This is a genomic window from Paraburkholderia sp. RL17-373-BIF-A (assembly GCF_046030175.1).
Lineage (GTDB): Bacteria > Pseudomonadota > Gammaproteobacteria > Burkholderiales > Burkholderiaceae > Paraburkholderia.
In genome coordinates this window covers 1-26,071 of record NZ_JARESO010000032.1, presented here as the reverse complement: position 1 = coordinate 26,071, position 26,071 = coordinate 1, and the positions used below count along the sequence as shown (strand labels likewise).

Sequence of the window (26,071 nt, the reverse complement as noted above, 5' to 3'; positions counted from 1 at the left end):
GGTTCGGGCGATTGTATAGTAAAACCGTGCTAAAACCGCCCGAAAAACACTCGCTCGACACAGGGAAATACCCGTAGGCGTTGGAGTTGGCCCGGAATATGCTGTTTAGTAAAATTAGCTAAACAATGTCCGGTGCTTAGTCTCGACGACGCGCGTTCACTCCAGCGAAACGTGAGCGGCTTCGGCCTGTCCGCGCAGCAAGGCCACGCTTTCGTCGGCGCCGATCAGCACGAAACCGCTTGTCTCATGCTTCGCGCGCCGCTTGGCCAGCGCCGCGACGGACGCAATTTCCTCGCTGCTATAGAGCGATGGGCCATCGGCGGGCTCGACGCGCACGCAGCCGATCGCCATCGTCACGAAACCGAAGAAGGTCGGATTGCCGCGCCGGTCCTCACCGTGGATGCCGCCGGCGAGGCGGTCGGTCGGCGCATAAAACCGCTGCGCGCCCTCGTTGAACACGTGGATCGCGCGCAGCACGCGATCGCGCCAGTCGTCGCTCTGGAACAGGATCAGGAAGTCGTCGCCGCCCACGTGGCCGAGGAAGTCACGGGTCGGGTCGCACACGTCGGCGAGTACGACGGCGGCGAATTTCAGTACTTCGTCACCTTGCCAGTAGCCGTACTGGTCGTTGAACGGCTTGAAGTGGTTCAGGTCGACGTAGCACGCGTAGAAACCGGCGTCGTTGCCGAGCAGCCGGGCAATGTGCGAACTGATCGGAATGTTGCCCGGCAGGAAGGTCAGCGGGTTCGCGTAGCGCGCGGCTTCGATGCGCACCTCGGTCACCGCGCGCACGAGCTTCTCGCCGGTGCCGAGGCCGACGTATTTGCCGTTGTCGGTGATGACGAAGCCGTCGGCGAGATAACGCTGGTCGTCGCTCGCGAGGAGCTTGGCCATCTGCTCGACCGTCATCGATTTCTCGATGATGACCGGCGACGCATTGGCGAACAGCAGGCAAGGGCGCTTGCCGAACAGCTCGCGGTGATACGGCAGTGCGTAGCGGTCCATGAAGCTGCGGCGGTTGATCAGCGCGACCGGCTCGTCCTGCTCGACCACTGCGACCGCATGCAGGTCGGGCAAGCGGTTGAACAGTTCGAGCACGTCGTTGTTGGTCGCGTGGCGCGGCAGCGCGGGCGCGTGCACCAGCATCTTTTCTGACGCCATGCCGCCCGAAGGCGACGCACTGCTCACCGCACGCGTGGTCTCCGGGAACACAGCGATGTGGCCGGCGCGCAGTGCGTCGCGGGCGTCGTCGGTCACCTGGCGAGCCGGCTGCGCGTGCGGACGGCCGAAGAAAAAGCCCTGTCCGCAGCCGATCCCCATGTCGCGCACCACGATCAGATCGGCTTCGTTTTCGATGCCCTCGGCCACGAGCCGCGCGCCGCTTGCGCTGGCGAAGTGCTGCATCGCGCGCACGGCCTCGAACTTGAGCGGATCGCAGGCAATGTCGTGAATGAAAAAGCGGTCGATCTTCACGACGTCCGGTTGCAGCCGCACCCACAAGTTCATGCTGGCGTTCGCGGTGCCGTAGTCGTCGAGCGCGAATTGCGCGCCGGCCGTGCGCAGAGTCGAGAGCACCGGCAGGAAACTGCCTACATCCAGAATCGTGCTTTGCTCGGTCAACTCGATCACGATCCGCTGCGGATCGACGCCGCGATGACGCAGCAGCGCGAGTGTGTCGTCGCGCGCCTCGGCCAACTGGCGCATCGCGTCCGCGCTGAAATTGAGGAACAGCTTGCCGTCGAAGTCGAGCTGCGCGAACGCTTCGATGCAAGTGCGCGCGGCGGCGCGTTCGAGCTCGATCGTGCAGCCCTCGGCGAGCGCTTGCGAAAACAGGGCGAACGGCGCTTCGAGCGACGTGCCGGCCGGGCCGCGGATCAGACCTTCGTAGCCGAGGATCGCACCGTCTTCGAAATCGATGATCGGCTGGAACACAGCGGACAGATCACGCCGGGCGATCAACTCCTCGATGCGCGGCGCGGCGGATCGGGAGGGCGAGCGAGGGTGCATGGCAGGTAGGCGTAGCGATCGACCTTCGACATATCGGCCCGGGTTGCCTGGAGTTAAGTGACTTTTAGTGAATCGTTGCACTGGGATGGTGCGCTCGCTTGTGTTCGGCCGAGTCATTCTGAAGGCGGGATCCGGTTTGCCAGGAATTGGCCTATGCCATCCGGCCGAGGCGACAGCGGCGGCGTTTGCGCGTGAAATAACAAAAAAGCCGCGCGAGGCGGCTTTCTTCAAATGACGCTCAGGGAGGGCGCTTATGAATGTCCTGTTTGCATTGCGCGCGTATTCACCGGCGCGCGACGGCGGCGGCGGTCCGCTCGCGCGAGGCGGCGTGAGTCTCGCCACTGATGTCGCGCGCGCCCCAGCGCTGCGCGAGCGCGGCGCACACCATCAGCTGGATCTGGTGGAACAGCATCAGCGGCAAGACTACGGCGCCCACCGCATGCGAGGCGAAAATCACCTTGGCCATCGGCACGCCGGCGGCAAGGCTCTTCTTCGAACCGCAGAAGATGATGGTGATTTGATCCGCACGGCTAAAGCCGAGCCGCTTGCTGACGAACATCGTCACGGCCAGGGCCAGGGCGAGCAGCACGACGCACAGCAGCAGCAGGCCGCCGAGCGCGGAGAGCGGAATCTGGTGCCACAGCCCTTCATTGACGGCCTCGCTGAACGCGCCGTACACCACCAGCAGGATCGAGCCTTGGTCGACGAACTTGAGCACGCCGCGATTGCGCTCGATCCACTTGCCGATCAACGGCCGCAGCAACTGCCCGGCCACGAACGGCACCAGCAGTTGCAGCACGATGTTGCCCACCGTATGCCACGGCGAAGCGCCGCCGCCAGCCGCCTGATTGGTGACGACGAAGCTGACGAGCGCGGGCGTGATGAAGATGCCGAGCAGGCTCGAGGCGGACGCGCTGCACACCGCAGCCGGCACGTTGCCTTTGGCGATGGACGTAAACGCGATCGACGACTGAACCGTAGACGGCAGCGTGCAGAGGAAGAGGACCCCCGCATAGAGCGCCGGCGTGACAAGTGGCGAAAGGAGCGGTTTAAGCGCGAGGCCGAGCAGCGGAAAGAGCGCGAACGTGCTGAGAAGCACCACCAGATGCAGGCGCCAATGCGTCGCGCCCGCAATGATCGCTTCGCGTGAGAGCTTGGCGCCGTGCAGGAAAAACAGCAGGCCGACCGCCACGTTGGTCACCCAGTTGAATCCGGCAGCGGCCTGCCCATGAACCGGCAGCAAGCTGGCAAGGATCACGGTGCTGACGAGGCATAAGGTGAAGTTGTCGGGAAGCAGTTTCGGGCGAGCCATGTCGGAATCTCGATTCGGTAATGCGGAAAAGCGCGCGGGACGCGCGCCTGAAGGCGCCGTCCCAGCCTATGGGAAAGAGCTATTGTTGATGATTTTTGATTAAATATGCAAATTCATTTACCGAATCGATTAATGAGGGCTGCGCATCGAAAGACGCGTCCCGGAAAATTTGGACGGCGCGGCGACCCTAGTTTTCAGTATTGGCGACGTGATCTGTTTGGTCCATGCAGTTTTGACATTTGAGGTGAAAATGCGGCTGCGATTCGTCATACGCAAGAGCTCGTAAGTTGTCTCTCCAAGTCCTTGAAAGCAAGCGGTTTCAGGGTTTTCGCGCAAGGACTCTGTCGTAGAAAAACGTCGCAGTAACAAGGTGTTACATCCGCGTCCGAGGCCTAACACTTTTTGGCTCGACACCCTTTGCCGGCACCCATAAATTACGGTTCAAAGGCCATCGGGATGCCCCGCGCCGCGATATCGTCGCAGCGCTCGTGCCAGTCCCAAAACAAGTCCACCGCAGCTCGAACGGTGGTCTTCAGGCAAGTCTTCGGGCATGTGAGTCACTGGGTGGACGGGTTGTCGAGAACGAGGCACTGGGCGTTGGGCGCGGTCATCGCTGCGCTGTGCTCGTTCGCCTATGCGAAAGCGCCAGGCATGCCGCACGGCGGTGGTGGCGGCTATTCGCATGCCGGAGCGAATCACGCTATGCGTGGCGAAATGCATAACGGTGACCGCTCCTACAGCGCAGCAGCAGCACCGGCCCGCAATACGATGGTCGATCGCAGCGCGCGCCCGGCGCGTGGCGGAGCGAATTTCGCAGGCGGAAGTTACGCCGACGGCTATGACGTCTACAAGCCGGGCATGCGACGTGTCACCGGACCGGCTGGATACGCCGGCGACGGCCGCGGCGGCATGCAGTACGCCGGCGCTATTACGCCGGTCAGTGCCGAGTCGCGCACGGTGCCTCGGCCACCGGCCAATGCGCCGGTTCGCGCCGGCTCGATTCGCGCCGACGTCGCCCGCTACAACGAGGAGCGCGGTTCGTCGCGCGGCATACAGCGTCAGTCCGATGATCCGCGTCAGCCGGAAGGCTCGCCTTACCGGAACTAGGCGTTCGTGCTTCGTGGACTATGCGTTGCGTTCGTTGCGTGAGCAACCAATGTTTGCCGTTTAGTCTGTGTCCAGACAGCGCACGTACACATCTACTTCTGTCTCCCTTCGCTGACTTCCCCGTGCCGCTTCGACATTGTTCGAGTGCCGGCCATTCGGGTATCTGACTCCGCCTTCACGCCTGCATCATCCCGAACCGGGTCCGCGGCATCTCTGCCATTTCGTCCTCCCAAATTCTCAACGCTCCGTTTCGCTCGATCGCTGCTCCTGCCTTTCAAACCGCTTGACAGCGGCCTTCCGCCATAACGTCGTCCCAAAGCCCGCTATCAATGTGACGTTTCGACGCCACACTTTTTTGAAAACACTCGGCAGCAGACCCTCTCCCATCGTCAAATTTGGTCGTTTCTGCGGCGGTGCGTCATCCGCGTGTCATTTAAGGCGTTATCAACCCGTCGGCCGCAATGTGAGTAACGCTTTGCGCGGTGCCGCAAAATTTGCGGCGGCACGGCGAGCCCGCTGTCGGCCAAGGGTTTATCAGGCCGATAAGCGACAAAACTAATCAGACCGATATACCCGCAATAACCCACGATATTTTTGTTTATAAAAATGGTCCGCAAAGATGGTCCCGCCCAGATTGGCTCGATGATCGAACGGACAACAACAATGATTCGCGCGAGCTCCCCCTTTCGCACAGCCACACCCTTTTTGACAAAGACAGGAGAACCCATGAAAACAAGCATCAGCAGTGCGCTGAAGACCACCCTCAAGGCAACCGCGTGTGCCGCTTTGCTGGCCAGTGCATCGTCTGCTTTTGCGCAATCGAGCGTGCAACTCTACGGTCAGGTCGACGAATGGGTCGGTGCGCAGAAATTCCCGGGCGGCAAGACTGCGGTGCAGGTCGCGGGCGGCGGCATGTCGACTTCGTACTGGGGCTTGAAAGGGGCGGAGGATCTGGGCAACGGCTACAGGGCGATCTTCGCGCTGGAAGGGTTCTTCCTGGCGCAAAACGGCCAGTACGGCCGCTTCACGGGCGACACGATGTTTTCGCGTAACGCGTACGTCGGTATCGAATCGCCCTACGGCACGGTGACGGCAGGCCGTCTGACGACGCCGCTGTTCGTGTCGACGATTCTGTTCAACCCGTTCGTCGACTCGTACCAGTTCTCGCCGATGGTCTGGCACACGTACCTCGGCCTCGGCACGTTCCCGACCTACTCGACGGATCAGGGTGTGACGGGCGACTCCGGTTGGAGCAACGCGGTGTCGTACTCGTCGCCGAACTTCAACGGCCTGTCGGCGACGGCCATGTACGCGCTCGGCAACACGACCGAGAACGGCGCGAAGAAGTGGAGCGGCCAGGTGCTGTACTTCCACGGCCCGTTCGCGGCCACGGCGGTGTATCAGTACGTGAACTTCAACAACGTGCCGAGCGACCTCGGCAGCTTCAGCACGTCGGGCGTGCCCGGCCTGAAGAGCCAGAGCGTCGCGCAACTCGGCGTGTCGTACGACCTGAAGTTCGTGAAGTTCTTCGGCCAGTACATGTACACGTACAACGACCAGCAGGTCACGAGTTGGCACGTGAACACGGCGCAAGGCGGCGCGACGGTGCCGTTCGGCCCGGGCTCGGTGATGGCGTCGTACGCCTACTCGCGCGACGGCGGCGGGTTCGACCAAACCCGTCAGACGGCTTCGGTCGGCTACGACTATCCGCTGTCCAAGCGCACGGACATCTACGCGGCCTACATGTACGACCACATTTCCAGCATGTCGAGCGGCAACACCTACGGCGTCGGCCTGCGCGCCAAGTTCTAAGCGTCCCGGCCGCGCCGCGCGACGCCTGCTCGCAGGCTTCGCGCACTGGCCGCATCAGGTTGATCTCCAAGCCCGCTTTCTTCGGAAGGCGGGTTTTTTTGCTTTTGCGCCGCTGTATTCATTCGTTGGGAAGCGTTTTGCCGACCAGTCTTTGATAAACACGGCAAAATGACGCCGATTGATTCCTGAAGCGAGCGATTGAGATGGATACCCTCGTCAGCATGAAAGTGTTCCGCCACGTGGTCGAAGTCGGCAGCTTTGTCGGCGCGGCCGAACGGATGGAGATGTCGGCGGCCATGGCGAGCAAGCACGTGATGCACCTCGAACAGCAACTCGGCGCGCGTCTGTTGAACCGCACCACGCGGCGGGTCGCGCCGACCGAGGCGGGCCGCGAGTACTACGAGCGTCTGAGCCAGGTGCTCACCGAACTCGAGGAGGCCGAGCAGGTGGTCGGCGCGGCGAGCGTCGTGCCACAGGGACGCTTGCGGGTGTCGTCGCTGTCGGCGTTCGGCCTGAGCCACGTGATGGCCGCGGTGGCCGACTACGCCGCGCAATATCCGCAGGTCACCGTCGATATGACCTTGTCGGACCGCGTGGTCGAACTGATCGACGAGGGTTTCGATGTCGCGATCCGCGCTTCACCGAGCGGGCTGAAGTCTTCTTCATTGATCGCGCGGCAGATCGCGACCGCGCACCTGGTGCTGTGCGCGTCGCCGGCGTATTTGAAGCGGCACGGCACGCCGAAGACCGTCGCCGATCTGGCGCGCCACAACTATCTGCAATACGCGGGCGTGTCGGCGCTCGAAATCGCGCCCGCGACCGGCGACGCCTCGCCACGCGTGCGTCTGACGGGCAATCTGATCGTCAATCATCTGGAAGCGCAGCGCGTGATCGTGCTGCAAGGCGCGGGCATCGCGATGCTCGGCACCGAGGTGATCGGCGACGATCTGGCCGCGGGGCGTCTCGTGCCGCTGCTGGTGGACGACGTGCCGCCGCGCGAACTGCCCATTCACGTGGTCTATGCGAGCCGCCGGCATCTGTCGGCCAAGGTGCGCTCGTTTGTCGACTTTCTCGCCGAGCGGTTCGCGAACGAGTCGCTGTGGCCGTCGCTCGAACAGATCAAGGCGTTGGCGGTGCGCTAGGCCGCCCACGCCACCGAGGCGTCTCGACCCGTTTCGCTATACTGGTTGGCAACACCCATACGCGAACGATCTGGGGGAGACATGACCGATCTGTCCACGCCGCAGCGCGCCGGCAGCCACAAGCTGCCCGCGGGCCGGCGCCTGCGCTTTGTCACGGCGGCCGCTTTGTTCGATGGCCACGATGCGTCGATCAACATCATGCGGCGCATTCTGCAGGCGAGCGGCGTCGAGGTGATCCACCTCGGCCACAACCGCTCCGTCGATGAAGTCGCCACCGCCGCGCTGCACGAGGACGCCGATGGCGTCGCCGTGTCCAGCTACCAGGGCGGCCATAACGAATACTTCCGCTATCTGGTCGACTTGCTGCGGACGCGTGGCGGCGAGCGCATCAAGGTGTTCGGTGGAGGCGGTGGGGTGATCGTCCCTGAGGAAATTGCAGAACTCGAGCGTTACGGCGTCGAGAAGATCTATTCGCCGCAGGACGGGCAACGGCTTGGTCTGCAAGGCATGATCGACGATATGATCGCGCGCTGCGCCGAAGGCGCGCGCGTCAGCGCCGCCGATGTCGCCAACGCGCCCACCATTGCCGACACGGCTAACGCGGCCGACCCAGCATCCCTCACCTTCCGCCGCCTCGCGCAACTCATCAGCGCATTCGAAGCAGGCGCTATCGACGCATCCGCCCGCGAAAAACTGTCCGCGCAGGCCAAAGCAGCCACAACCCCCATCCTTGGCATCACCGGAACCGGCGGCGCCGGCAAATCCTCGCTCACCGACGAACTGATCCGGCGCTTTCGCCTCGACTACGGCGACGCTCTCACCATCGCCGTGCTCGCCATTGACCCATCGCGCCGCAAGTCCGGCGGCGCGCTGCTGGGCGACCGCATCCGCATGAACGCCATCGGCGACTGGGGCGGCGGCGCGCGCGTGTATATGCGTTCGATGGCGACGCGCGAGGCATCGAGCGAAATCTCCGACTCGCTGCCCGACGCGCTGATGCTGTGCAAGGCGGCGGGCTTCGATCTGATCGTCGTCGAAACATCCGGCATCGGCCAGGGCAATGCGGCGATCGTGCCGTTCGTCGACGAATCGCTGTATGTGATGACGCCGGAGTTCGGCGCAGCGAGCCAGTTGGAGAAGATCGACATGCTCGACTTCGCCGGCTTCGTCGCGATCAACAAGTTCGATCGCAAGGGCGCGCCGGACGCGTTGCGCGACGTCGCCAAGCAGGTGCAGCGCAATCGCGGCGACTTCGCGAAGTCGCCGGAAGCGATGCCGGTGTTCGGCACGATCGCCTCGCGCTTTAACGACGACGGCGTGACCGCGCTCTACCGGCACGTCGCCGAGGCGCTGCGCAAGCACGGCTTGCGCGCTGGCGGCGACCGGCTGGCCGCGCCCGAAGGTCTGCGCTTTTCGAGCGACCGCAACGCCATCGTGCCGCCGGCGCGAGTGCGCTATCTGGCGGATGTCGCGCAGACAGTTCACGCTTATCGCGAGCGAGCCGACGCGCAAGCGCGCGTGGCGCGTGAGCGTTGGCAACTTGTCGAGGCGCGTCGGATGATGGGCGAGGTGGATGCGGCTGCAAGGGCGGTTGCGAACCCGGACGCCGGCGCAAACACGTCGGCGAACTCAATTGCAGGTTCAGTGGCAAACACAGAAGGCGTTGGCGCCAATCCGTCGCTTCAGCAACTCGACGCTCTCATCACCCAACGCACCACCTCTCTCGGCGAACGCGAGCGCGCCCTGCTGGACGCCTGGCCACAAACCGTCGCTGCCTACTCAGGCGCCGAACACATCGTCCGAATCCGCGACCGCGAGATCCACACCGCGCTCACCGTCACGACGCTGTCCGGCTCCGAGGTCCGCAAAGTCTCCCTGCCGAAGTTCGTCGATCACGGCGAGATTCTGCGCTGGCTGATGCTCGACAATCTGCCCGGCTACTTTCCCTTCACCGCGGGCGTGTTCCCATTCCGCCGCGAAAACGAAGACCCGACGCGGATGTTCGCCGGCGAAGGCGATCCGCAACGCACCAACCGCCGCTTCAAGCTGCTCTCAGAAGGCATGCCGGCCAAACGTCTGTCGACCGCCTTCGACTCGGTCACGCTCTACGGCGAAGAACCGGACGAGCGCCCCGACATCTACGGCAAGGTGGGCAATTCGGGCGTCTCAGTAGCGACGCTCGACGACATGAAGACGCTTTACGACGGCTTCGACCTCTGCGCGCCGGAAACCTCGGTCTCGATGACGATCAACGGGCCCGCGCCGACCATCCTCGCGATGTTCTTCAACGTCGCGATCGATCAGCAGATTGCGCGCATGACGCAGCAGCAAGGCCGCCCGCTCACGGACGACGAACTCGCCGCGACGCGCCGCACGGCGCTGGAAAACGTGCGCGGCACCGTGCAGGCCGACATCCTCAAGGAAGACCAAGGCCAGAACACGTGCATCTTCTCGACCGAATTCAGCCTGAAAGTGATGGGCGATATTCAGGCGTACTTCGTCGAGCACGGCGTGCGCAATTTCTATTCGGTGTCGATCTCCGGCTATCACATTGCCGAAGCCGGCGCGAACCCGATCTCGCAACTTGCCTACACGCTCGCGAATGGCTTCACCTATGTCGAGGCCTATCTGGCCCGCGGCATGTCGATCGACGACTTCGCACCGAATCTGTCGTTCTTCTTTTCGAACGGCATGGACCCGGAGTACGCGGTGCTGGGCCGCGTCGCGCGACGCATCTGGGCCGTTGCCATGCGTGAGCGCTACGGCGCGAACGAACGCAGCCAGAAGCTCAAGTATCACGTGCAGACTTCGGGCCGCAGCCTGCACGCGCAGGAGATCGACTTCAACGATATCCGCACCACGTTGCAGGCGCTGATTGCGATCTACGACAACTGCAACTCGCTGCACACGAACGCCTTCGACGAAGCGATCACCACGCCCACCGAGGATTCGGTGCGCCGCGCAGTGGCGATCCAGTTGATCATCAACCGTGAATGGGGGCTTGCGAAGAATCAGAATCCGAACCAGGGCAGCTTCGTGATCGAGGAACTGACCGATTTGGTGGAAGCGGCGGTGCTCGCCGAATTCGACCGGCTGACCGAGCGCGGCGGCGTGCTCGGCGCGATGGAAACCGGCTATCAGCGCGGGCGCATCCAGGACGAGTCGATGCTGTACGAGCATCGCAAGCATGACGGCTCGTATCCGATCGTCGGCGTGAATACGTTTTTGAGCGCGCATCCGCACGAGGCGCCGCAGCCGATCGCGCTGGCCCGTTCCACCGACGATGAAAAGCAAGGTCAGTTGCAACGTCTGCGCGCGTTCCAGGCGCAGCATTGCGACGCGGCGCCCGCCGCGCTCGAACGCCTGAAGCGCGCGGTGATCGACGATGAAAACGTGTTCGCGGTGCTGATGGACGTCGTGCGTGTCTGCTCGCTCGGGCAGATCACGCACGCGTTGTTTGAAGTGGGCGGGCAGTACCGCCGCAATATGTAAGCCCTGCTGCGTGGCGATCGCTGCTGCGGCTTGGCGTGAAGCCAAGCCGCAGCATACGAAACCGCTTAACGCCGGCACCTCACCCGAGGCGCTCCAACATGATGCTCAGCGCGCGATGCCCAGCCGCGCCTTCGCATCGTCATATTCCTTCGTCAAACGCCGCACCAGCTCGCTCACGCTCGGCACGTCGTCCATCAGGCCGACGCCTTGGCCTGCGCCCCAGATGTCTTTCCACGCCTTCGCCTTGTCGCTGCCGAAGTTCATCTTGGTCTTGTCCGATTCCGGCAGCGCGTCCGGGTCCAGCCCCGCGTTCAGGATACTTTCGCGAATGTAGTTGCCATGCACGCCGGTGAACAGGTTCGTGTAGATGATGTCCGACGCCGTGGAGTTGACGATCGCCTGTTTGTAGCTGTCGACAGCGTGAGCTTCCTTGGTCGCGATGAAGCGCGTGCCCATATAGGCGAGGTCCGCGCCCATGGCCTGCGCCGCGAGAATCGAGCCGCCGTTGGCGATCGAGCCCGACAGCACGATCGGGCCGTCGAACATGCGCCGCACTTCGCCGACCAGCGCGAAGGGCGAGGTCGTGCCGGCATGGCCGCCCGCACCGGACGCCACCAGGATCAGTCCGTCGACGCCTGCTTCCAGCGCCTTTTGCGCATGGCGCAGATTGATCACGTCATGCAGCACGATGCCGCCGTAGCTATGCACCGCATCGACGATTTCCCGCGCCGGCGCCCGCAGGCTCGTGATGAAAATCGGCACCTTGTGTTCGACGCACACGCGCACGTCGTGTTCGAGCCGCGTATTCGACTGATGGACGATCTGGTTGACGGCGATCGGCCCGATGACCGCCTCGGGGTTGGCCGCCTTGTGCTCCGCGAGCTGCGCCTGAATCTGCGTGAGCCATTCATCGAGCAGTTCGGCCGGGCGGGCATTCAGCGCGGGGAACGAGCCGACGATCCCAGCCTTACATTGAGCCAACACGAGCTCTGGGTAACTGACGATGAACATCGGCGAAGCGACGACGGGCAGCGCAAGTTTTTGCAGGACGGCGGGCAATGCCATAGTGCGAGTCTCCTGATTTAAGCGAGCCGGTGCGTCGTTGCGCGCCGGCGATGACTGAGTTTAGCGGCACATGGCTTGCGGCGCTTTTGCCAGCCGCAGCCATCCGAAAATTTAAGAACGATCGTTCGATTATAGGCGAAGCGCGGCGTACGCGTTCGGTTGGGTCGTTTGGAACAGTTGGAAGGAGTGTTCAGGTTCTATGTTTGCGTGGGCTATCCCACCTCGCGTGGACACATTGGGCTTTTACAATGCAGGGACTCCAAAATCACGAGAGAGACGTCATGGCCTTCGAGGATTTCACGCCCTTTCGCGTCGCCGTGGGCGATGTCGATATTTTCGGAGTGAAGGGCGGGGCGGGGCCGCCTCTTCTGTTGCTGCACGGTCATCCGCAGTCGCATCTGATCTGGCAAGAGTGCGCCGCGCAACTGGCGCAGCATTTCACGGTGATCGCCACTGACTTGCGCGGCTACGGCGCATCGGGCAAGCCGCCGAGCGACGCCGCGCACACGCCGTATTCCAAGCGCGTGATGGCGGCCGATCAGGTCGCCGTGATGCGCCATTTCGGCTTCGAACGTTTTCTCGTGTGCGCGCACGATCGCGGCGCGCGCGTCGCGCATCGCATGGCGCTCGATCATGCCGATGCCGTCGAGCGTCTGATGCTGCTCGACATCGCGCCGACGCTCGCCATGTACGAGGCCACCGACCGCACCTTTGCGACGCACTACTTCCACTGGTTCTTCCTGATCCAGCCGGAGCCGCTGCCCGAAACGCTGATCGGCGCGAATCCGGCGGCATATGTCGACGCGGTGATGGGCAGCCGTCACGCGGGCCTGGCGCCGTTCGAGCCCGCCGCGCTCGACGCCTATCGCTCGGCCCTCGCGCAACCGGGCGCGGTGCACGCGATGTGCGAGGACTACCGCGCGTCGGCGAGCATCGACCTGGAACACGATCGTGCCGACATCGAGCGCGGTCACAAGATCGGCTGTCCGCTGCGCGTGCTGTGGGGCGACAAGGGCGTGATCGAGAAGTGCTTCGACGCGCTGGCGGAATGGCGTCACGTGGCGCGTGACGTGAGTGGCCGCGCGCTGTCTTGCGGCCACTACATACCTGAAGAAGCGTCGGACGAACTGGTCGCCGAAATGCTGTCTTTCTTTGAAGCGGTCGAACAGTAGGCCTTTCCGTCCGTTCCGGTTTGCTCATACGCGAAGCCGCGCCCGCGCGTAGCTCAACCGAGCGGCGGCAAGCGGCGCGCGACCGGCGTCGACTTGACGATCGCGGTGCTGGTTTCCGCGCGCTCGGTGACTTTCGACAGAATTGCGTCGAGCTGTTCGATCGAATGGAGATACAGGCGGCAGATGAAGCAATCGTCGCCCGTCACCTTGTCGCATTCGACGAACTCCGGAATCCGCCGGATCACCTCTTCCACCAGATGCAACTGACCGGGCAACGGCTTCACGCGCACGATGGCCTGCAGCGTGTAGCCGAGCGCGCGCGGATCGATCTGCACCGTGAAGCGCTCGATCACGCCTTGCGCTTCGAGCCTGCGCACGCGCTCCGCCGTGCTCGGCGCCGACAGGCCGACCTGACGCGCCAGTTCGCTGACCGGCTGACGCGCGTCTTCCGCGAGCGCGGCGAGGAGCGCCCGGTCCGTATCGTCGAGCAGGGCGGGTGTTGGAGGAGTAAGGCGTTTGGTCATGACGGCCTTCGATTATTAGACTGCATCGCGTGAATACTTAAGTTTAGCCATGTATTCGGACGATCGGATTAATTACACTGCTCGTCATGCAGGGATCAATCGAGGATCGAATCATGGCGTCAAATGAAATCCGCCGCGGAGCCGCGGAAATGACCATGGCGATGCTGATGTCCGGCACCATCGGCTGGCTGGTGGTGTCGTCGCAGCAAAGCCCGTTCAATGTGGTGTTCTTCCGCTGCATTTTCGGCGGAGCGACGCTCGCGCTCGTGTGCGCCGTGCTGGGGCTGTTCCGGCGCCGGCTCTTCTCGTGGAAGATGCTCGGCCTCGCGTTGCTCGGCGGCGCGGCGATCGTCATCAACTGGGTGTTGCTGTTCGCCGCGTATTCGCGCGCGTCGATCTCGATGGCGACGGCCGTCTACAACACACAGCCGTTCATGCTGGTGGCGCTGGGCGCGTTGGTGTTCCGCGAGCGCATCAGCGCGTCGACGGTGGCCTGGCTGGTGGTCGCGTTCATCGGTCTCGTGTTCGTCGTGAAGGTCGAGCCGGCGGTGTTGGCGGTGCCGGGGCAATATCTGGTCGGCGTCGCGTACGCGGTGGGCGCGGCGGCGATGTATGCGGTGTCGTCGATCATTACGAAGCGGCTCAAGGGCACGCCGCCGCATCTGATCGCGTTGATCCAGGTGTCGCTCGGCGTGCTGATGCTCGCGCCGTTCGTGCGCTTTGACGCGTTGCCCACAACCGGCGTGCAATGGCTCGAACTGATCGTGCTCGGCATCGTCAATACCGGCCTCATGTACGTGCTGCTGTACGGCGCGATCCAGAAGCTGCCGACTTCGATGACAGGCGTGCTCTCGTTCATCTATCCGGTGGTGGCGATCATCGTCGACCGGGTTGCGTTCGGACAAACGCTCGCGTGGATTCAGGTGCTCGGCGCAGTGCTGATTCTGGTGGCCGCGGCCGGCGTCAATCTCGGCTGGCGGATCGTGCCGCAAAAGCGCCTGTCGTCGACCTGACGGGCGTCGCGCCGTTGCGATCAATCACAATGCTACGGATTCCAGAGTAACCGGATGCGCAGATTGTTCATATCCGCGGACTAATGATTCGAAAGATACGCGACTGCGGGGCCTCGTCACGTGACGTGTATGCAGCTTTAAAAGCAGGCGTCAAACTTCTGTAGGGAAATCACCGATGCGGTCAAAAAACAGGCACGCGTATCATGCGTCTTGACGCTGATCACGTCCGACAGAATTTCCGCCGCTCGCCTGTATTGGTCGAGCGGCTTTCTTTTTGTAGCGACGGTATCTAGCGTGCCTGTGTCAGCGGCGGCGCGTCAGGCCGCACGCGCGACGATGCGCGCTCCATCCACTTCCAGCGGTCCATTCTTCCCCGCCAGCTCTTCGACGATCCCTCGCACCAGCGCGGGCCACTCGCCGCGCGGCTTGAGCATCGACGCGGCGGCGCGCATCACACTGGCGTCGTCGAGCATTTGCAGTAACGTGTCGAAGCCCATTGCACGGACTTCGAGCAGCTTGAACACGATCAGCACCTTCAGCGCATTCTTTGCATTGCGTGCCGGATCGGCGCGCAGCCACGCAACACGCGAAAACGCGCGTTCAAGCGCCTGTTCGACATTCGTGAAGGGTGAGCCATGGCCGGGGATCACGAGGCGCACGTCGAGCCTCGCAATGGCTTCCAGCACGGCTTGCTCCTCGGCGAAACCGCTTTCGCCTTCCAGCTCGGGAAAGATCACGCCGAAACCGTTTTCCCAGAGCGCGTCCGCGCTGATCAGGATGCGTTCGCTCGCGCAGTACAGCATCAGCGAATGCGGATCGTGGCCGGGTGCGCCGAGCACGTCCCAGTTGAGCGCGCCGAGCCGCAACTGCGCGCCGGGCGCGATCGTCCCGGTGAAGGTGAAGCGCTCGCAGGTCTGGCCGGTGGCGCGAAACGTCAGGCGCGCTTCGTCCCAATCCTGCACGGCGCCGGCTTCCGAGGCCGGAATGACGGTGCGGCACGGCCACGTCGCCTGCAAAAGCGCGTTGCCGCCGCAGTGATCCGAATGCAGATGCGTGTTGACGATCAGATCGAGCGGCCGCGCGCCGAGTGCTTGCCGCACCAAGGCGAGCGTTTGCGGCGCGTGCGTGGCATAGCCGGTATCGACGAGCGCGGCGCAGGCGTCGCCCACCAGCAGCACGTTGTTCGACGAGAGCCAGCCGCGCTCGAAAACCCGAATCGATTCCGGCAGCGCGATCATGGCGAGTTGGGCGCTGCGTTAGCCTCAGCGTCCGCATTCGCGGACGCTTCGGGTTTCGGCATCACGAGAATCGTCGACGATCCGACCAGCATGGTCTCGCCACGCTGATTCACGACCGAGCCTTCGAGATGCGTCAGATCGCCGTTCAGGCTCGGCTTCCAGTAAGCATGCTTCACGCGCCAGGTGATCGTGAGCGTGTCGTTCGCATGGACGGCTTTCTTCAGCTTGATATCGAACTCCAGACCGAGCGGTTGCGCGTAGGTCGAGTAATGCGTCGCGAGCAGCGCCATGAAATGTGCGGTCGGTTGCGTGCCGGACGCGATCAGGCCGCCGAAGCGGCTTTGCGCGGCATACGCTTCATCGTGATGCAGCGGGTTGTAGTCGTTGACGAGCGCAGCGAACGATTTCACCGACTCCGCCGATAGCGCCAACGTCGAACTGAACGTTTCGCCAACCGTGACGATGCGTGGCGCGGCGTTCATCGCCGCACCTTCGGCTGGCTCGCGACGAACTCCGCGTGGCGCGCCTCGATTGCGTCCCAGACCGCGCGCTTCGCGTCGTCGTCGAACAAAGACCAGCCGGCGATTTCGTCGATGGTGCGCAGGCATCCTTCGCACCAGCCGGTCGACGCGTCCATCCTGCATACGTTGATGCATGGCGACGGCACGGCGTGGTCGTCTTCGTTATTGGGACCTGCTGTCATCATCGTCATCGCGTCACGCCGTCTCGCGCAGCGCCACGTCGATCACCGGCGCGCCCGTCAGCGCGATCAGTTCCTGCGCCGTCAGATTGAACACCGCATGCGGATGACCCGCGGCAGCCCACAGACTGTCTAGTTCGAGCAGATCCGCGTCGATCAGCGTGACCGGCTCGGTCGCATGACCGATCGGGCAAACGCCGCCGATCGCATAGCCGGTTTTTTCGCGGACGAACTTCGCGTCCGCCCGGCCGATGTCGCCGACCTGCGCGGCGACCTTCTTTTCGTCGACGCGATTCGCGCCGCTCGCGATCACTAATACCGGCACGTCGTCTTCACGGCGGCGAAACAGGATCGACTTGGCGATCTGCGCGACCGAGCAGCCGAGGCCTGCCGCGGCTTCGGCGGAGGTCTTGCCGGTTTCCGGCAGCATCACGATCCGGCCCGCGTGACCGCGTTCGCGCAATAGCAGCGCGACTCGGCGTGCCGAGTCGGGCAGCGCGGTGAGATCGTCGGATTCGAGAGAAGCGTGGTCCGTCATCGTTTCAGGTCCTGATTGATTGCATGAGTGTTCAGCCAACGCGTCGAGCCAACGTCAGACGCAGTTGGCCGCTTCGCTGCGCGCTTTGGCGAGCAGCGCTTTACCGGCGCGCGAGACATTGGGCTTACCGATCGACGTCGAGATGAAATCGCCGATCGCCACGACTTGCGCGAGGTCGATGCCGGTCTCGATGCCGAGGCCGTTCATCAGATACAGCACGTCTTCGGTCGCAACGTTGCCGGTCGCGCCCTTCGCATACGGACAGCCGCCGAGGCCCGCCACCGACGCGTGATAAATCTCGATGCCTTCCTGCAACGCCGCGTAGATGTTGGCGAGCGCCTGACCATAAGTGTCGTGGAAGTGGCCGGATAGACGCTCGCGCGGAAATACCTGGGTGACCGCCTCGAACACTTCGCGCGTGCGCTTCGGCGTGCCGACGCCGATCGTGTCGGCGATATCGATCTCGTCGCAGCCGAGCGCCGCGAAACGCTGGACCACATCCACTACTGACGCGACCGGCACTTCGCCCTGATACGGACAGCCCAACGCGCACGACACGCTGCCGCGAATCCGCAGGCCGTGTTCCTTCGCCGCCTGCGCGACAGGCGCGAACCGGTCGATGCTTTCCGCGATGCTGCAGTTGATGTTCTTCTGCGAAAACGCTTCGCTGGCCGCGCCGAAGATCACGATCTCGTCGGCACGCGCGGCGAGCGCGCCCTCGAAACCGCGCAGGTTCGGTGTCAGCACCGAGTAGATCGTGCCGGGACGCCGTTCGATGCCGGCCATCACGTCGGCGCCGTCGGCCATCTGCGGCACCCATTTCGGCGACACGAACGAAGCGGCCTCGACGTTGCGGAAGCCCGCGGCCGACAAACGGTTGATCAACTCGATCTTGGTCGCGGTAGGGACGAACTCTTTTTCGTTCTGCAGTCCGTCACGCGGACCGACTTCGACGATTTTCACTTGCTGGGGTAGGGCCATGATGTGTCTCCTATGTCGACGCCGCGCGTGGCGGCGCTCCTTCAATGGGATTCGATGGGTTCAGTATCCACGTTCGATATTCACCACGCCGCTGACCGTGTCGCCGCGCACGAGCGCGGTGATCTTCCGCGCGACCTGGGCGACGCTTTCTTCGCGCAACGTCAGCGCGGACACGTGCGGCGTGATCGTGATGCGCGGCTCCTGCCAGAACAGATGATCCGGTGGCAATGGTTCCTCGCGGAACACGTCGAGCGTGGCGGCGGTGAGCTGCCCGCTCGCGAGCGCGTCGAGCAAATCCTGTTCGACCAGATGGCCGCCGCGCGCCACGTTGATCAGATACGCGCCGTGCGCGAGCTTCGCGAAGGTGCGCGCGTTCAGCACATCGCTCGTCTCCGGAGTATGCGGCAGCAGATTGACCAGCACTTTCACGCCGTCGAGAAACGCGTCGAATTGGGCTTCGCCGGCGAACGTCGTGATGCCGTCGATCTGCCGCGGGCTGCGGCTGTAGCCGCGCACCGGCATACCGAACGCCGCGAGCGCTTGTGCGACATGCGCGCCGAGCACGCCGAGTCCCAGCACGCCGACCGTGAAGGTGTCGCGCGGGTGCGGTTCGAGCACTTCCCAGCGGCGCTCGTTCTGCAGCGTCTGATACTCGTCGAAACGGCGCAGGTAGCGCAGCACCGCGTGCGTCACATACTCGGCCATTTGCAGCGCCATGCCGGTGTCTTCGAGACGGATCAACTGCGCGTTGCACGGCAACGTGCCGGGCTGTTCGTGTTCGAGCGCGAGGATCGCATCGACGCCCGCGCCGAGATTGAAGATCGCGCGCAGATCGTCGCGGCCGGCCAGCATCTCACGCGGGGGACGCCACACGACCGCGAAGTCGGCCGGCGCGCTGTCGCCAGGCTGCCATTCACGCAGATCGGCGTCCGGCAGGGCGCGGGCGAAGTCGTGCAGCCACACTGCGGCGTCGGCATGCGGCATGTAGAAGAGGATTTTCATACGGTGCGGAAGGCGCCTGCGAGTTCGGGTCGAGTGACGAAGAAGCCACGGCATGACCGGCGCGACGGCTGCGGCGTTGCGGACGACGCTTGCGGCATGAGGCCTCCTCCTTTTATGGATAGGCTTCATTCTACTTTTTCAACGCGAATCGCGCGCGTTTGCGTACGGGCGTGCGGTTCGGTGGTGAGTTTTCCGCCGCGCGGCCCATAGGTGGCGGCGCCTTTGCCTGCGCATTTATCCTCGCATTTGCTCGCTCATTTGCCCGATAACCAAAGCACAAAAACTTGGTTCGTCCGCGCGGCGCCCGGCGGGACAATCATTACCCGGATTCCCGCAGCGAGGCACACACATGCTTTCATGCACCAAATCGACATGGCCGCCGCGGCTCGTCACCGTTCCCGGTTTGCACGGCAGCGAGGGCGCGCACTGGCAGAGCTGGCTGGAGCGGCAGTTCGCGCGCTCGCTGCGCGTCGAGCAAGCCGACTGGGACGCGCCGGACCTCGCGCTGTGGTCGAAATCGCTGCGCGATCTGCTGGCGCGCGAACGCGGGCCATTCGTGCTGGCCGCGCATAGCTTCGGTTGCCTCGCGACTGCGCATGCGTTGCAGCAGGCCTCATATGCGAACGACGTGGTCGGCGTGCTGTTCGTCGCGCCCGCGAGTCCGCAGAAATTCGCCTTCGCGGGACCGTTCGACGCGCGGCGTCTCGGCGTGCCCTCGATTATGATCGGCAGCGAAACCGATCCGTGGATGCCGCTCGCCGGTTCGCGCGATCTCGCGCAGCGTTTCGGCAGCGCGTTCGTCAATCTCGGCGACGCGGGGCATATCAACACCGCGGCCGGTTTCGGTCCGTGGCCGCGCGCCAAGTATTTCGTCGATACGCTGGTGCACTGCGCGGCGCCGCTGCGTTTTCGCGAGGAGCCGTTCGAGGCCGCACAGCACGCGTTCGTGTGAGTGATTGGGCCGCGGCGTTCGCGCATCGAGTCACGCGCGAACGGACGGCTGGCCAAGTAAGCGATCCGTTAGAATCCCGCTTCACGCTGCACGTTCGTGCGGCCACTGGTTTTCATCATCGATAGGCGGGGACAAGATGGCAGGCAAGACGGGGACATCGCGCTGGCTGGCAGCCGGCATGACGGCAATCACGCTCGCGCTGGCGGGCATGTCGACGGCGCACGCGGATACATCGCTGCTCAACGTGTCGTACGACGTGACGCGCGAGCTGTACAAGGACATCAACGCCGGCTTCATCGCGGCGTATAAGCAGAAGAGCGGCGAGAACGTGTCGATCCGCCAGTCGCACGGCGCATCGAGCGCGCAGGCGCTGTCGGTGCTGCAAGGCCTGCAGGCCGACGTGGTGACGATGAACCAGCCGAACGACATCGACCTGCTCGCCGAGAAAGGCCAACTGGTGCCGGCCAACTGGCGCGCGCGTCTGCCGGACGACAGCGCGCCGTACACCACGACGATGGTGTTCCTGGTACGCAAGGGCAATCCGAAGCATATCAAGGACTGGGACGATCTCGCCAAGCCGGGCGTGCAGGTGATCATCGCGAATCCGAAGACATCGGGCAACGGACGCTACTCGTATCTCGCCGCATGGGGTTATCGCAAGCAGCATGGCGGCACCGACGCGCAGGCGCTCGATTTCGAAAAAGAGATCTTCAAGAACGTGCCGGTGCTCGACACGGGCGGCCGCGGCGCGACGACCACGTTCACGCAACGCGGCATCGGCGACGTGCTGGTGACTTTCGAAAACGAAGTGGCGCTGATGGACACGGGCGTGGGCGGGGGCAATTTCGAGGCGGTGTATCCGTCGGTGAGCTTGCTGGCGGCGCCGCCGGTGTCGATCGTCGACAAGGTGGTCGACAAGCGCGGAACGCGCAAGGAAGCGCAGGCGTATCTCGACTATCTGTGGTCGCCGGCCGCGCAGGACATCATCGCGCAGCATCATCTGCGTCCGCGTGACAAGACCGTGCTCGCGAAGCATGCGGCGGAGTTCAAGCCGATCAAGACGTTCACGGTGGAAGAGATGTTCGGTAGCTGGCAGAAAGCGCAGCAAACGCATTTCTCCGATGGCGGGACGTTTGATCAGATTATCGTCGACAAGAAGTAAAGCTTTAGTCGTGTAGTAAGTAAAAAGGCTGCCTCAAAAACGAGGCAGCCTTTTTTATTGCGCGTGCTTTATCTCACGCGATACAAACGCTCAGTTCGGCGCAGCGTGTTTATCGCAGCCATGCTCGCAGCCGCTTTGATCGAGTGGCATCTGTTGCGCGGCCTCGGCGCGAATGCCAAGACGTTCGAGCAGCTTGCGGTCCGCTTCTGCTTGCGGGTTGCTGGTGGTCAGCAACTGATCGCCGTAAAAAATCGAATTCGCGCCAGCGAGGAAGCACAATGCCTGCAGCGCTTCGTCCATCTGCTCGCGTCCGGCCGACAAACGCACCATCGCGCGCGGCATGGTGATGCGCGCAACCGCGATCGTGCGCACGAATTCAAACGGGTCGATCGCTTCGGTGCCGGTCAGCGGCGTGCCTTCCACCTGCACCAGATTATTGATAGGCACCGATTCCGGATACGGCTCCATGTTCGCCAGTTGCGCGATCAGGCCGGCGCGCTCACGGCGCGATTCACCCAGGCCGACAATCCCGCCGCAGCACACGTTGATGCCTGCATCGCGCACGCGTTCGAGCGTGTCGAGGCGATCCTGATACGTGCGCGTCGAAATGATCTGCCCGTAGAATTCCGGCGACGTATCGAGGTTGTGGTTGTAGTAGTCGAGGCCCGCTTCGCGCAGTCCTTGCGCCTGATGCGTTTCGAGCATGCCGAGCGTCACGCAGGTTTCCAGACCCATGGCCTTTACGCCGCGAATCATGTCCTTGATCGGTTCGAGGTGACGGTCTTTCGGATTGCGCCACGCGGCGCCCATGCAGAAGCGCGTCGCGCCGTTTTCCTTGGCGACTTTCGCGGCGGCGAGCACTTCGTCGACCGGCATCAGCTTATCGGCTTGCAGGCCCGTGTCGTGATGCACCGACTGCGGACAGTACGCGCAATCTTCTTCGCAGCCGCCGGTCTTGATCGACAGCAGCGTCGACAGTTGCACGGTGTTCGCATCGAAATGCTCGCGATGGGTTTGCTGTGCCTTGAACATCAGATCGTTGAACGGCAGTTCGTACAACGCGACGATGTCGGCGACGCGCCAGCGCGCGACCTGCTTGGTTGCCGCGGCGTTGGCATTGTTGTTTGCCACTGCCGTGTCGGCAGCCGTGGGAGCGATGTTCAGTTGTGTCATGTCGTCAATCCTCATGGATGGATGTGTGAGTTTTTCAGCGCTGCGTGTGCCGCAGCGTCTGCAAAAGCCGGTTGATGTCGAGTTGCGCCGCTGCGAGTTCGGACGAAGCCGGACTCAGATGCGGCACGATGCCGAGCAGCGGCGCGTCGTATTCGCGGGCGAGATGCTCGCGGATCGACGCGATGTTTTCATCAGGGAACGTCATGTCCGGATCGATGCGGTTCGCGACCCAGCCGGCGAGCGTGAGCCCGCGCGCGGCGATTGCTTCGGCGGTGAGCAACGCATGGCTGATGCAGCCGAGCCGCATGCCGACCACCAGCACGACCGGTAGCTTCAAGGCAACGGCTAGATCGGCGGTGTCCTGAGTGGCCGTCAACGGCACACGAAAGCCGCCGACGCCTTCCACCACGACGATCTCCGCGCGCTTGAGAGCTTGCGCATGACAGTCGACGATATGGTCGAGATCGAATGTCACGTTTTCCAGCGCGGCCGCGATATGCGGCGCGGCCGGTTCCTTCAGCAGATAGGGCGTGCGCATTTCGGGCGGCAGCAGGACGTTCGACGCGGCATCGAGTTGATCCGCGTCTTCGTTGTGCAGCACGCCGTTCAGTTCGAATGCGCCGGCGGCGATCGGCTTCATCGCGGCGGCTTGCAGGCCTTCGCGGACGAAGCCGCGCAACAACGCCGACGAGACGAACGTCTTGCCGATTTCCGTATCGGTGCCAGTGACGAATAAGGACAGTGCGTTTTGACTCGAGCCACTCATGCCGCTTTCGCTCCGAGTTGCTGCAAGCCTGCTTCGAGCCGGTCGAGGTCCGCTTGCGAGTGCGCGGCCGATAGCGAGATACGCAAACGCGACGTGCCGCTGGGCACGGTCGGCGGACGGATCGCCGGCACCCACAGACCCGCGCGATCGAGCGTGGCCGCGATGTCGAGCGTGGCTTCGTTCGCGCCGATGATGAGCGGTTGCACGGCCGTATGCGAGTCGACCGGCAGCCACGGCGTCGCCTTCAGCATGGCCCGCGTGCGTTCGATCAATTGCTGAAGATGCGCGCGCCGCGCGTCGCCTTCCTCGCCACCGATGATGCGCAGGCTCGCCGACACCGCGTGCGCCGCGGCCGGCACCGATGCCGTGGTGAAGATGTACGGGCGCGCGCGCTGCACGAGCCACTCGATCACCGTCTCATGCGCCGTGACGAACGCGCCGGAGACGCCGGCCGCCTTGCCGAGCGTACCGATCGAAATGAGGTTTGGCGAGCGCAGCGCGGCTTGCGCGATCGCGCCGCGGCCTTGCGGGCCGAGCACGCCGAAACCGTGCGCGTCGTCGACGATCAGCCACGCGCCGTGTTGCTCCGCGAGTTCGAGCAGGCGCGGCAGTGGCGCGATATCGCCGTCCATGCTGAAGACGGTATCGGAGACGATCACCTTGACGTCGGCGTCCGAGGCTTCCAGCATCGCACTCAGCGCTTCTGTATCGCAGTGCGGGTAGATCTGCACGTCGGCGCGTGACAGACGCGCGCCGTCGATCAGCGACGCGTGATTCAGCGCATCGGAGAAGAGCGTCGTGCCGCGGCCCGCGAGCGCGGTGAGCGTGGCGAGATTCGCCATATAGCCGGTGCTGAAGTAGAGCGCGCGCGCGTTGTCGACGAAGCCGCCCGCGAATTCCGCGAGATCGTCTTCGAGTTGCGCATGCGCGCGCGAGTGGCCGCCGAGCAGATGCGAGCCGCCGCTACCCGCGCCATAACGTTGCGCGCCTTCCGCGATCGCCGCGATGAGCTGCGGATGCGCGGCGAGGCCCAGATAGTCGTTGCTGGCGAAGCCGATGATTTCGCGGCCGTCCACGGTCATGTGCGCGGCGCACGGTGTGTCGGCGGTGCGGCGGCGACGGCGCAGGCCGCGCGCGTCGATTTCCTTCAGGCCTTCGGTGAGCGTGTCGAGCAGGTGCATCAGCGGGTCTCCGCGAGCGTGGCTTCGAAGGTTTCGCGCGTGCGCGAGGCGAGCAGCGCGAGTTCTTCGTCGTCGAGGATATAAGGAGGCATCAGATACACCGTGGTCGAAATCGGGCGCAGAAGCAGTTCGCGCTGCAACGCGTTTTTGAAGAAGCGGCGCGAGAATGTTTTGGCTTGCTGAGCATCGTCGATCACGGCGTCGAACGCCAAGATCGTGCCGCACTGACGCAAATTGCGGACTTGCTTGTGCTCGGCGAGCGGCGCGAGCGCGGCCTTCAGCTTCGCGGATTTTTGCGCGTTGACGGCGAGCACGTTGTCGCTCGCGAACAGATCGAGCGTGGCGAGCGCCGCACGGCAGGCGAGCGGGTTGCCGGTGTACGAATGCGAGTGCAGGAAACCGCGCGCGGTGTCGTCGTGATAGAAGGCTTCGAAAATTTCATCACGGGACAGCACGATCGAGAGCGGCAGATAGCCGCCGCTGATGCCTTTCGACAGACAGAGAGAGTCCGGCCAGATGCCGGCCTGTTCGCATGCGAAGAAGGTGCCGGTGCGTCCGCAGCCGACGGCGATTTCATCGGCGATCAGATGCACGCCGTATTGATCGCACAAGGCGCGCAATCCCGCGATATACGACGCGTCGTGCATGGCCATGCCGGCCGCGCACTGCACCAGCGGCTCGACGATCAGCGCGGCGATTTTCGTGGCGCGTGCGTCGAACAGCGAGCGAACGTGATCGAGCGCACGGCGTGCGACATCGGCGGCGGTTTCGTCGGCTTGCGCGAGGCGCGCGTCGGGTGATGCCACGACGTGCGCGTGGCGGATCAACGGATCGTAGGCGTCCTTGAAGAGCGCGACATCGGTGACGCCGAGCGCGCCGATGGTTTCGCCGTGATAGCTGTTGGCGACGCACACGAATTCCTGCTTATCGGCGAAACCGCGATTGCGCCACGAGTGGAAGCTCATCTTCAGGGCGATTTCGACGGCGGACGCGCCATCCGACGCGAAGAATGCGTGGCCCAGCGTGTTGTTCGTGAGCGCGCTGAGCCGCTCCGCGAGTTCGATGGCCGGTTCGTGCGTGCAGCCGGCGAGCATGGCGTGTTCGAGCGTGTCGAGTTGGTCTTTCAGTGCCGCGTTGATGCGCGGATTGGCGTGACCGAACAGGTTGACCCACCAGGAGCTGATGGCATCCAGATAACGATGACCGGCGCGATCGTAGAGCCACGCGCCTTGACCGCGCGCGACGGGCACCAGCGGCAGGCGTTCGTGGTGCTTCATCTGCGTGCAGGGGTGCCAGACGGCTCGGAGGCTGCGGGCGATCCAATCTTCGGGGGCTGGCGATGGTGGTGCTGGGTTTTCCAAAGGGTACTCCACGGGGTGCTTTTTTGCCGCTGCGCGGCGTGGCTTTTTTAGGGCCTTTTCGAGCCTCATGCGCACTTTTTTCTGCGCTGGGCGCGGCCCTTGGCGGGCTTGCGGGGTCGAGATTAGCGGTTTATTTCGTGCTCTGCACTAGGGGTGAGAGCGCGGTTTTTGCCCGCGGGGCTGGGGTTTGGCGATGTTCGGAGCAGGTGGTTTCTGTTTCTGCGTGAAGGTGAATGATCGGCGGAGTTGACGACGGCAAAGTAGTTGCAAGTTACTGGCGGGGATTTGGGGTTTGTGCCTGCTCGGCGGGTGTTTTTTTGTCTGTGTTCTCTGAGGTGTTGGCCTTTCCTTGAATTCACGGTGGTCTATTG

23 protein-coding genes are annotated in these 26,071 nt (G+C 63.6%); 8 read left to right on the top strand and 15 right to left on the bottom strand.

The features are described from left to right. Nucleotides 1-156 precede the first annotated feature (156 nt). On the bottom strand, nt 157-2,007 hold the full coding sequence (locus P0D80_RS31295) for an EAL domain-containing protein (protein ID WP_408289700.1): 1,851 nt from the start codon (nt 2,005-2,007) through the stop codon (nt 157-159). A 283-nt stretch (nt 2,008-2,290) separates the two neighbouring features. Next, nucleotides 2,291-3,319, bottom strand: a complete 1,029-nt coding sequence (locus tag P0D80_RS31290) for a bile acid:sodium symporter family protein (RefSeq protein WP_408180445.1) — start codon at nt 3,317-3,319, stop codon at nt 2,291-2,293. Between the two features lie 564 nt (nt 3,320-3,883). Between P0D80_RS31290 and P0D80_RS31285 the strand changes: the two genes are divergently transcribed. Beyond that, entirely contained in the window at nt 3,884-4,426 is a 543-nt protein-coding gene (locus tag P0D80_RS31285; RefSeq protein WP_408289787.1) for a hypothetical protein, read from the top strand. A 389-nt stretch (nt 4,427-4,815) separates the two neighbouring features. Here P0D80_RS31285 and P0D80_RS31280 read toward each other — a convergent pair whose 3' ends face one another. Beyond that, nucleotides 4,816-5,154, bottom strand: a complete 339-nt coding sequence (locus P0D80_RS31280; RefSeq protein WP_408289696.1) for a hypothetical protein — start codon at nt 5,152-5,154, stop codon at nt 4,816-4,818. On the opposite strand from P0D80_RS31280, the gene P0D80_RS31275 reads away from it, so the two are divergent. From P0D80_RS31275 to P0D80_RS31265, 3 genes are all read left to right on the top strand, one after another. Beyond that, entirely contained in the window at nt 5,153-6,238 is a 1,086-nt protein-coding gene (locus P0D80_RS31275; protein ID WP_408289693.1) for a porin, read from the top strand. The two genes, P0D80_RS31280 and P0D80_RS31275, sit on opposite strands and share 2 nt — an antisense overlap. 203 nt (nt 6,239-6,441) lie before the next feature. Then, nucleotides 6,442-7,380, top strand: a complete 939-nt coding sequence (locus P0D80_RS31270) for a LysR family transcriptional regulator (protein WP_116143216.1) — start codon at nt 6,442-6,444, stop codon at nt 7,378-7,380. A gap of 81 nt (nt 7,381-7,461) precedes the next feature. Then, a complete protein-coding gene (locus P0D80_RS31265; RefSeq protein ID WP_408289690.1) occupies nt 7,462-10,872 on the top strand; it encodes a methylmalonyl-CoA mutase family protein in 3,411 nt (1,136 codons plus the stop codon). Nucleotides 10,873-10,977: 105 nt separating this feature from the next. Here P0D80_RS31265 and P0D80_RS31260 read toward each other — a convergent pair whose 3' ends face one another. Next, nucleotides 10,978-11,937: an NAD(P)H-dependent flavin oxidoreductase gene (locus P0D80_RS31260; RefSeq protein ID WP_132376282.1), complete on the bottom strand. Its 960-nt coding sequence runs from the start codon at nt 11,935-11,937 to the stop codon at nt 10,978-10,980. A 281-nt stretch (nt 11,938-12,218) separates the two neighbouring features. Here P0D80_RS31260 and P0D80_RS31255 point away from each other — a divergent pair, with 281 nt between their 5' ends. Beyond that, nucleotides 12,219-13,109, top strand: coding sequence for an alpha/beta fold hydrolase (locus P0D80_RS31255; protein WP_408289686.1), 891 nt, complete (start codon nt 12,219-12,221; stop codon nt 13,107-13,109). 53 nt (nt 13,110-13,162) lie between these two features. Here the strand turns inward: P0D80_RS31255 and P0D80_RS31250 are convergent, their stop codons facing one another. Next, a complete protein-coding gene (locus tag P0D80_RS31250; protein WP_408289683.1) occupies nt 13,163-13,633 on the bottom strand; it encodes an Lrp/AsnC family transcriptional regulator in 471 nt (156 codons plus the stop codon). Nucleotides 13,634-13,746: 113 nt separating this feature from the next. Here P0D80_RS31250 and P0D80_RS31245 point away from each other — a divergent pair, with 113 nt between their 5' ends. Next, nucleotides 13,747-14,646, top strand: a complete 900-nt coding sequence (locus P0D80_RS31245; protein ID WP_408289681.1) for a DMT family transporter — start codon at nt 13,747-13,749, stop codon at nt 14,644-14,646. A 317-nt stretch (nt 14,647-14,963) separates the two neighbouring features. Here P0D80_RS31245 and P0D80_RS31240 read toward each other — a convergent pair whose 3' ends face one another. From P0D80_RS31240 to P0D80_RS31215, 6 genes are read right to left on the bottom strand one after another with little or no spacing between them, the layout of a single operon-like run. Beyond that, nucleotides 14,964-15,884: an MBL fold metallo-hydrolase gene (locus P0D80_RS31240; RefSeq protein WP_408289679.1), complete on the bottom strand. Its 921-nt coding sequence runs from the start codon at nt 15,882-15,884 to the stop codon at nt 14,964-14,966. Next, nucleotides 15,881-16,366, bottom strand: coding sequence for a MaoC family dehydratase (locus P0D80_RS31235; RefSeq protein ID WP_132376277.1), 486 nt, complete (start codon nt 16,364-16,366; stop codon nt 15,881-15,883). The genes P0D80_RS31240 and P0D80_RS31235 overlap by 4 nt, the downstream gene beginning before the upstream one ends. Then, nucleotides 16,363-16,587 (bottom strand): DUF1289 domain-containing protein, encoded by a 225-nt coding sequence (locus tag P0D80_RS31230; RefSeq protein ID WP_408180465.1) that lies wholly within the window; start codon nt 16,585-16,587, stop codon nt 16,363-16,365. The genes P0D80_RS31235 and P0D80_RS31230 overlap by 4 nt, the downstream gene beginning before the upstream one ends. 13 nt (nt 16,588-16,600) lie before the next feature. After that, nucleotides 16,601-17,122, bottom strand: a complete 522-nt coding sequence (locus tag P0D80_RS31225; RefSeq protein WP_132376276.1) for a YbaK/EbsC family protein — start codon at nt 17,120-17,122, stop codon at nt 16,601-16,603. 54 nt (nt 17,123-17,176) lie between these two features. Beyond that, a complete protein-coding gene (locus tag P0D80_RS31220) occupies nt 17,177-18,103 on the bottom strand; it encodes a hydroxymethylglutaryl-CoA lyase (protein ID WP_408180454.1) in 927 nt (308 codons plus the stop codon). Nucleotides 18,104-18,163: 60 nt separating this feature from the next. After that, nucleotides 18,164-19,105: a 2-hydroxyacid dehydrogenase gene (locus tag P0D80_RS31215; RefSeq protein WP_408180455.1), complete on the bottom strand. Its 942-nt coding sequence runs from the start codon at nt 19,103-19,105 to the stop codon at nt 18,164-18,166. A gap of 349 nt (nt 19,106-19,454) precedes the next feature. Here P0D80_RS31215 and P0D80_RS31210 point away from each other — a divergent pair, with 349 nt between their 5' ends. Together P0D80_RS31210 and P0D80_RS31205 are read left to right on the top strand one after the other, a co-directional pair. Next, nucleotides 19,455-20,057, top strand: a complete 603-nt coding sequence (locus P0D80_RS31210; RefSeq protein ID WP_408180456.1) for an RBBP9/YdeN family alpha/beta hydrolase — start codon at nt 19,455-19,457, stop codon at nt 20,055-20,057. A 136-nt stretch (nt 20,058-20,193) separates the two neighbouring features. Beyond that, a complete protein-coding gene (locus P0D80_RS31205) occupies nt 20,194-21,219 on the top strand; it encodes a sulfate ABC transporter substrate-binding protein (protein ID WP_408180457.1) in 1,026 nt (341 codons plus the stop codon). 90 nt (nt 21,220-21,309) lie between these two features. Here the strand turns inward: P0D80_RS31205 and bioB are convergent, their stop codons facing one another. From bioB to bioA, 4 genes are read right to left on the bottom strand one after another with little or no spacing between them, the layout of a single operon-like run. Beyond that, nucleotides 21,310-22,392, bottom strand: coding sequence for a biotin synthase BioB (gene bioB / locus P0D80_RS31200; RefSeq protein WP_408180458.1), 1,083 nt, complete (start codon nt 22,390-22,392; stop codon nt 21,310-21,312). Nucleotides 22,393-22,426: 34 nt separating this feature from the next. After that, complete coding sequence (gene bioD / locus P0D80_RS31195; RefSeq protein ID WP_408180459.1) at nt 22,427-23,158, bottom strand: dethiobiotin synthase; 732 nt, start codon at nt 23,156-23,158, stop codon at nt 22,427-22,429. After that, nucleotides 23,155-24,339: an 8-amino-7-oxononanoate synthase gene (gene bioF / locus P0D80_RS31190; protein ID WP_408180460.1), complete on the bottom strand. Its 1,185-nt coding sequence runs from the start codon at nt 24,337-24,339 to the stop codon at nt 23,155-23,157. The genes bioD and bioF overlap by 4 nt, the downstream gene beginning before the upstream one ends. Further along, a complete protein-coding gene (bioA, locus tag P0D80_RS31185; RefSeq protein ID WP_408289670.1) occupies nt 24,339-25,700 on the bottom strand; it encodes an adenosylmethionine--8-amino-7-oxononanoate transaminase in 1,362 nt (453 codons plus the stop codon). The genes bioF and bioA overlap by 1 nt, the downstream gene beginning before the upstream one ends. Nucleotides 25,701-26,071: the final 371 nt, after the last annotated feature.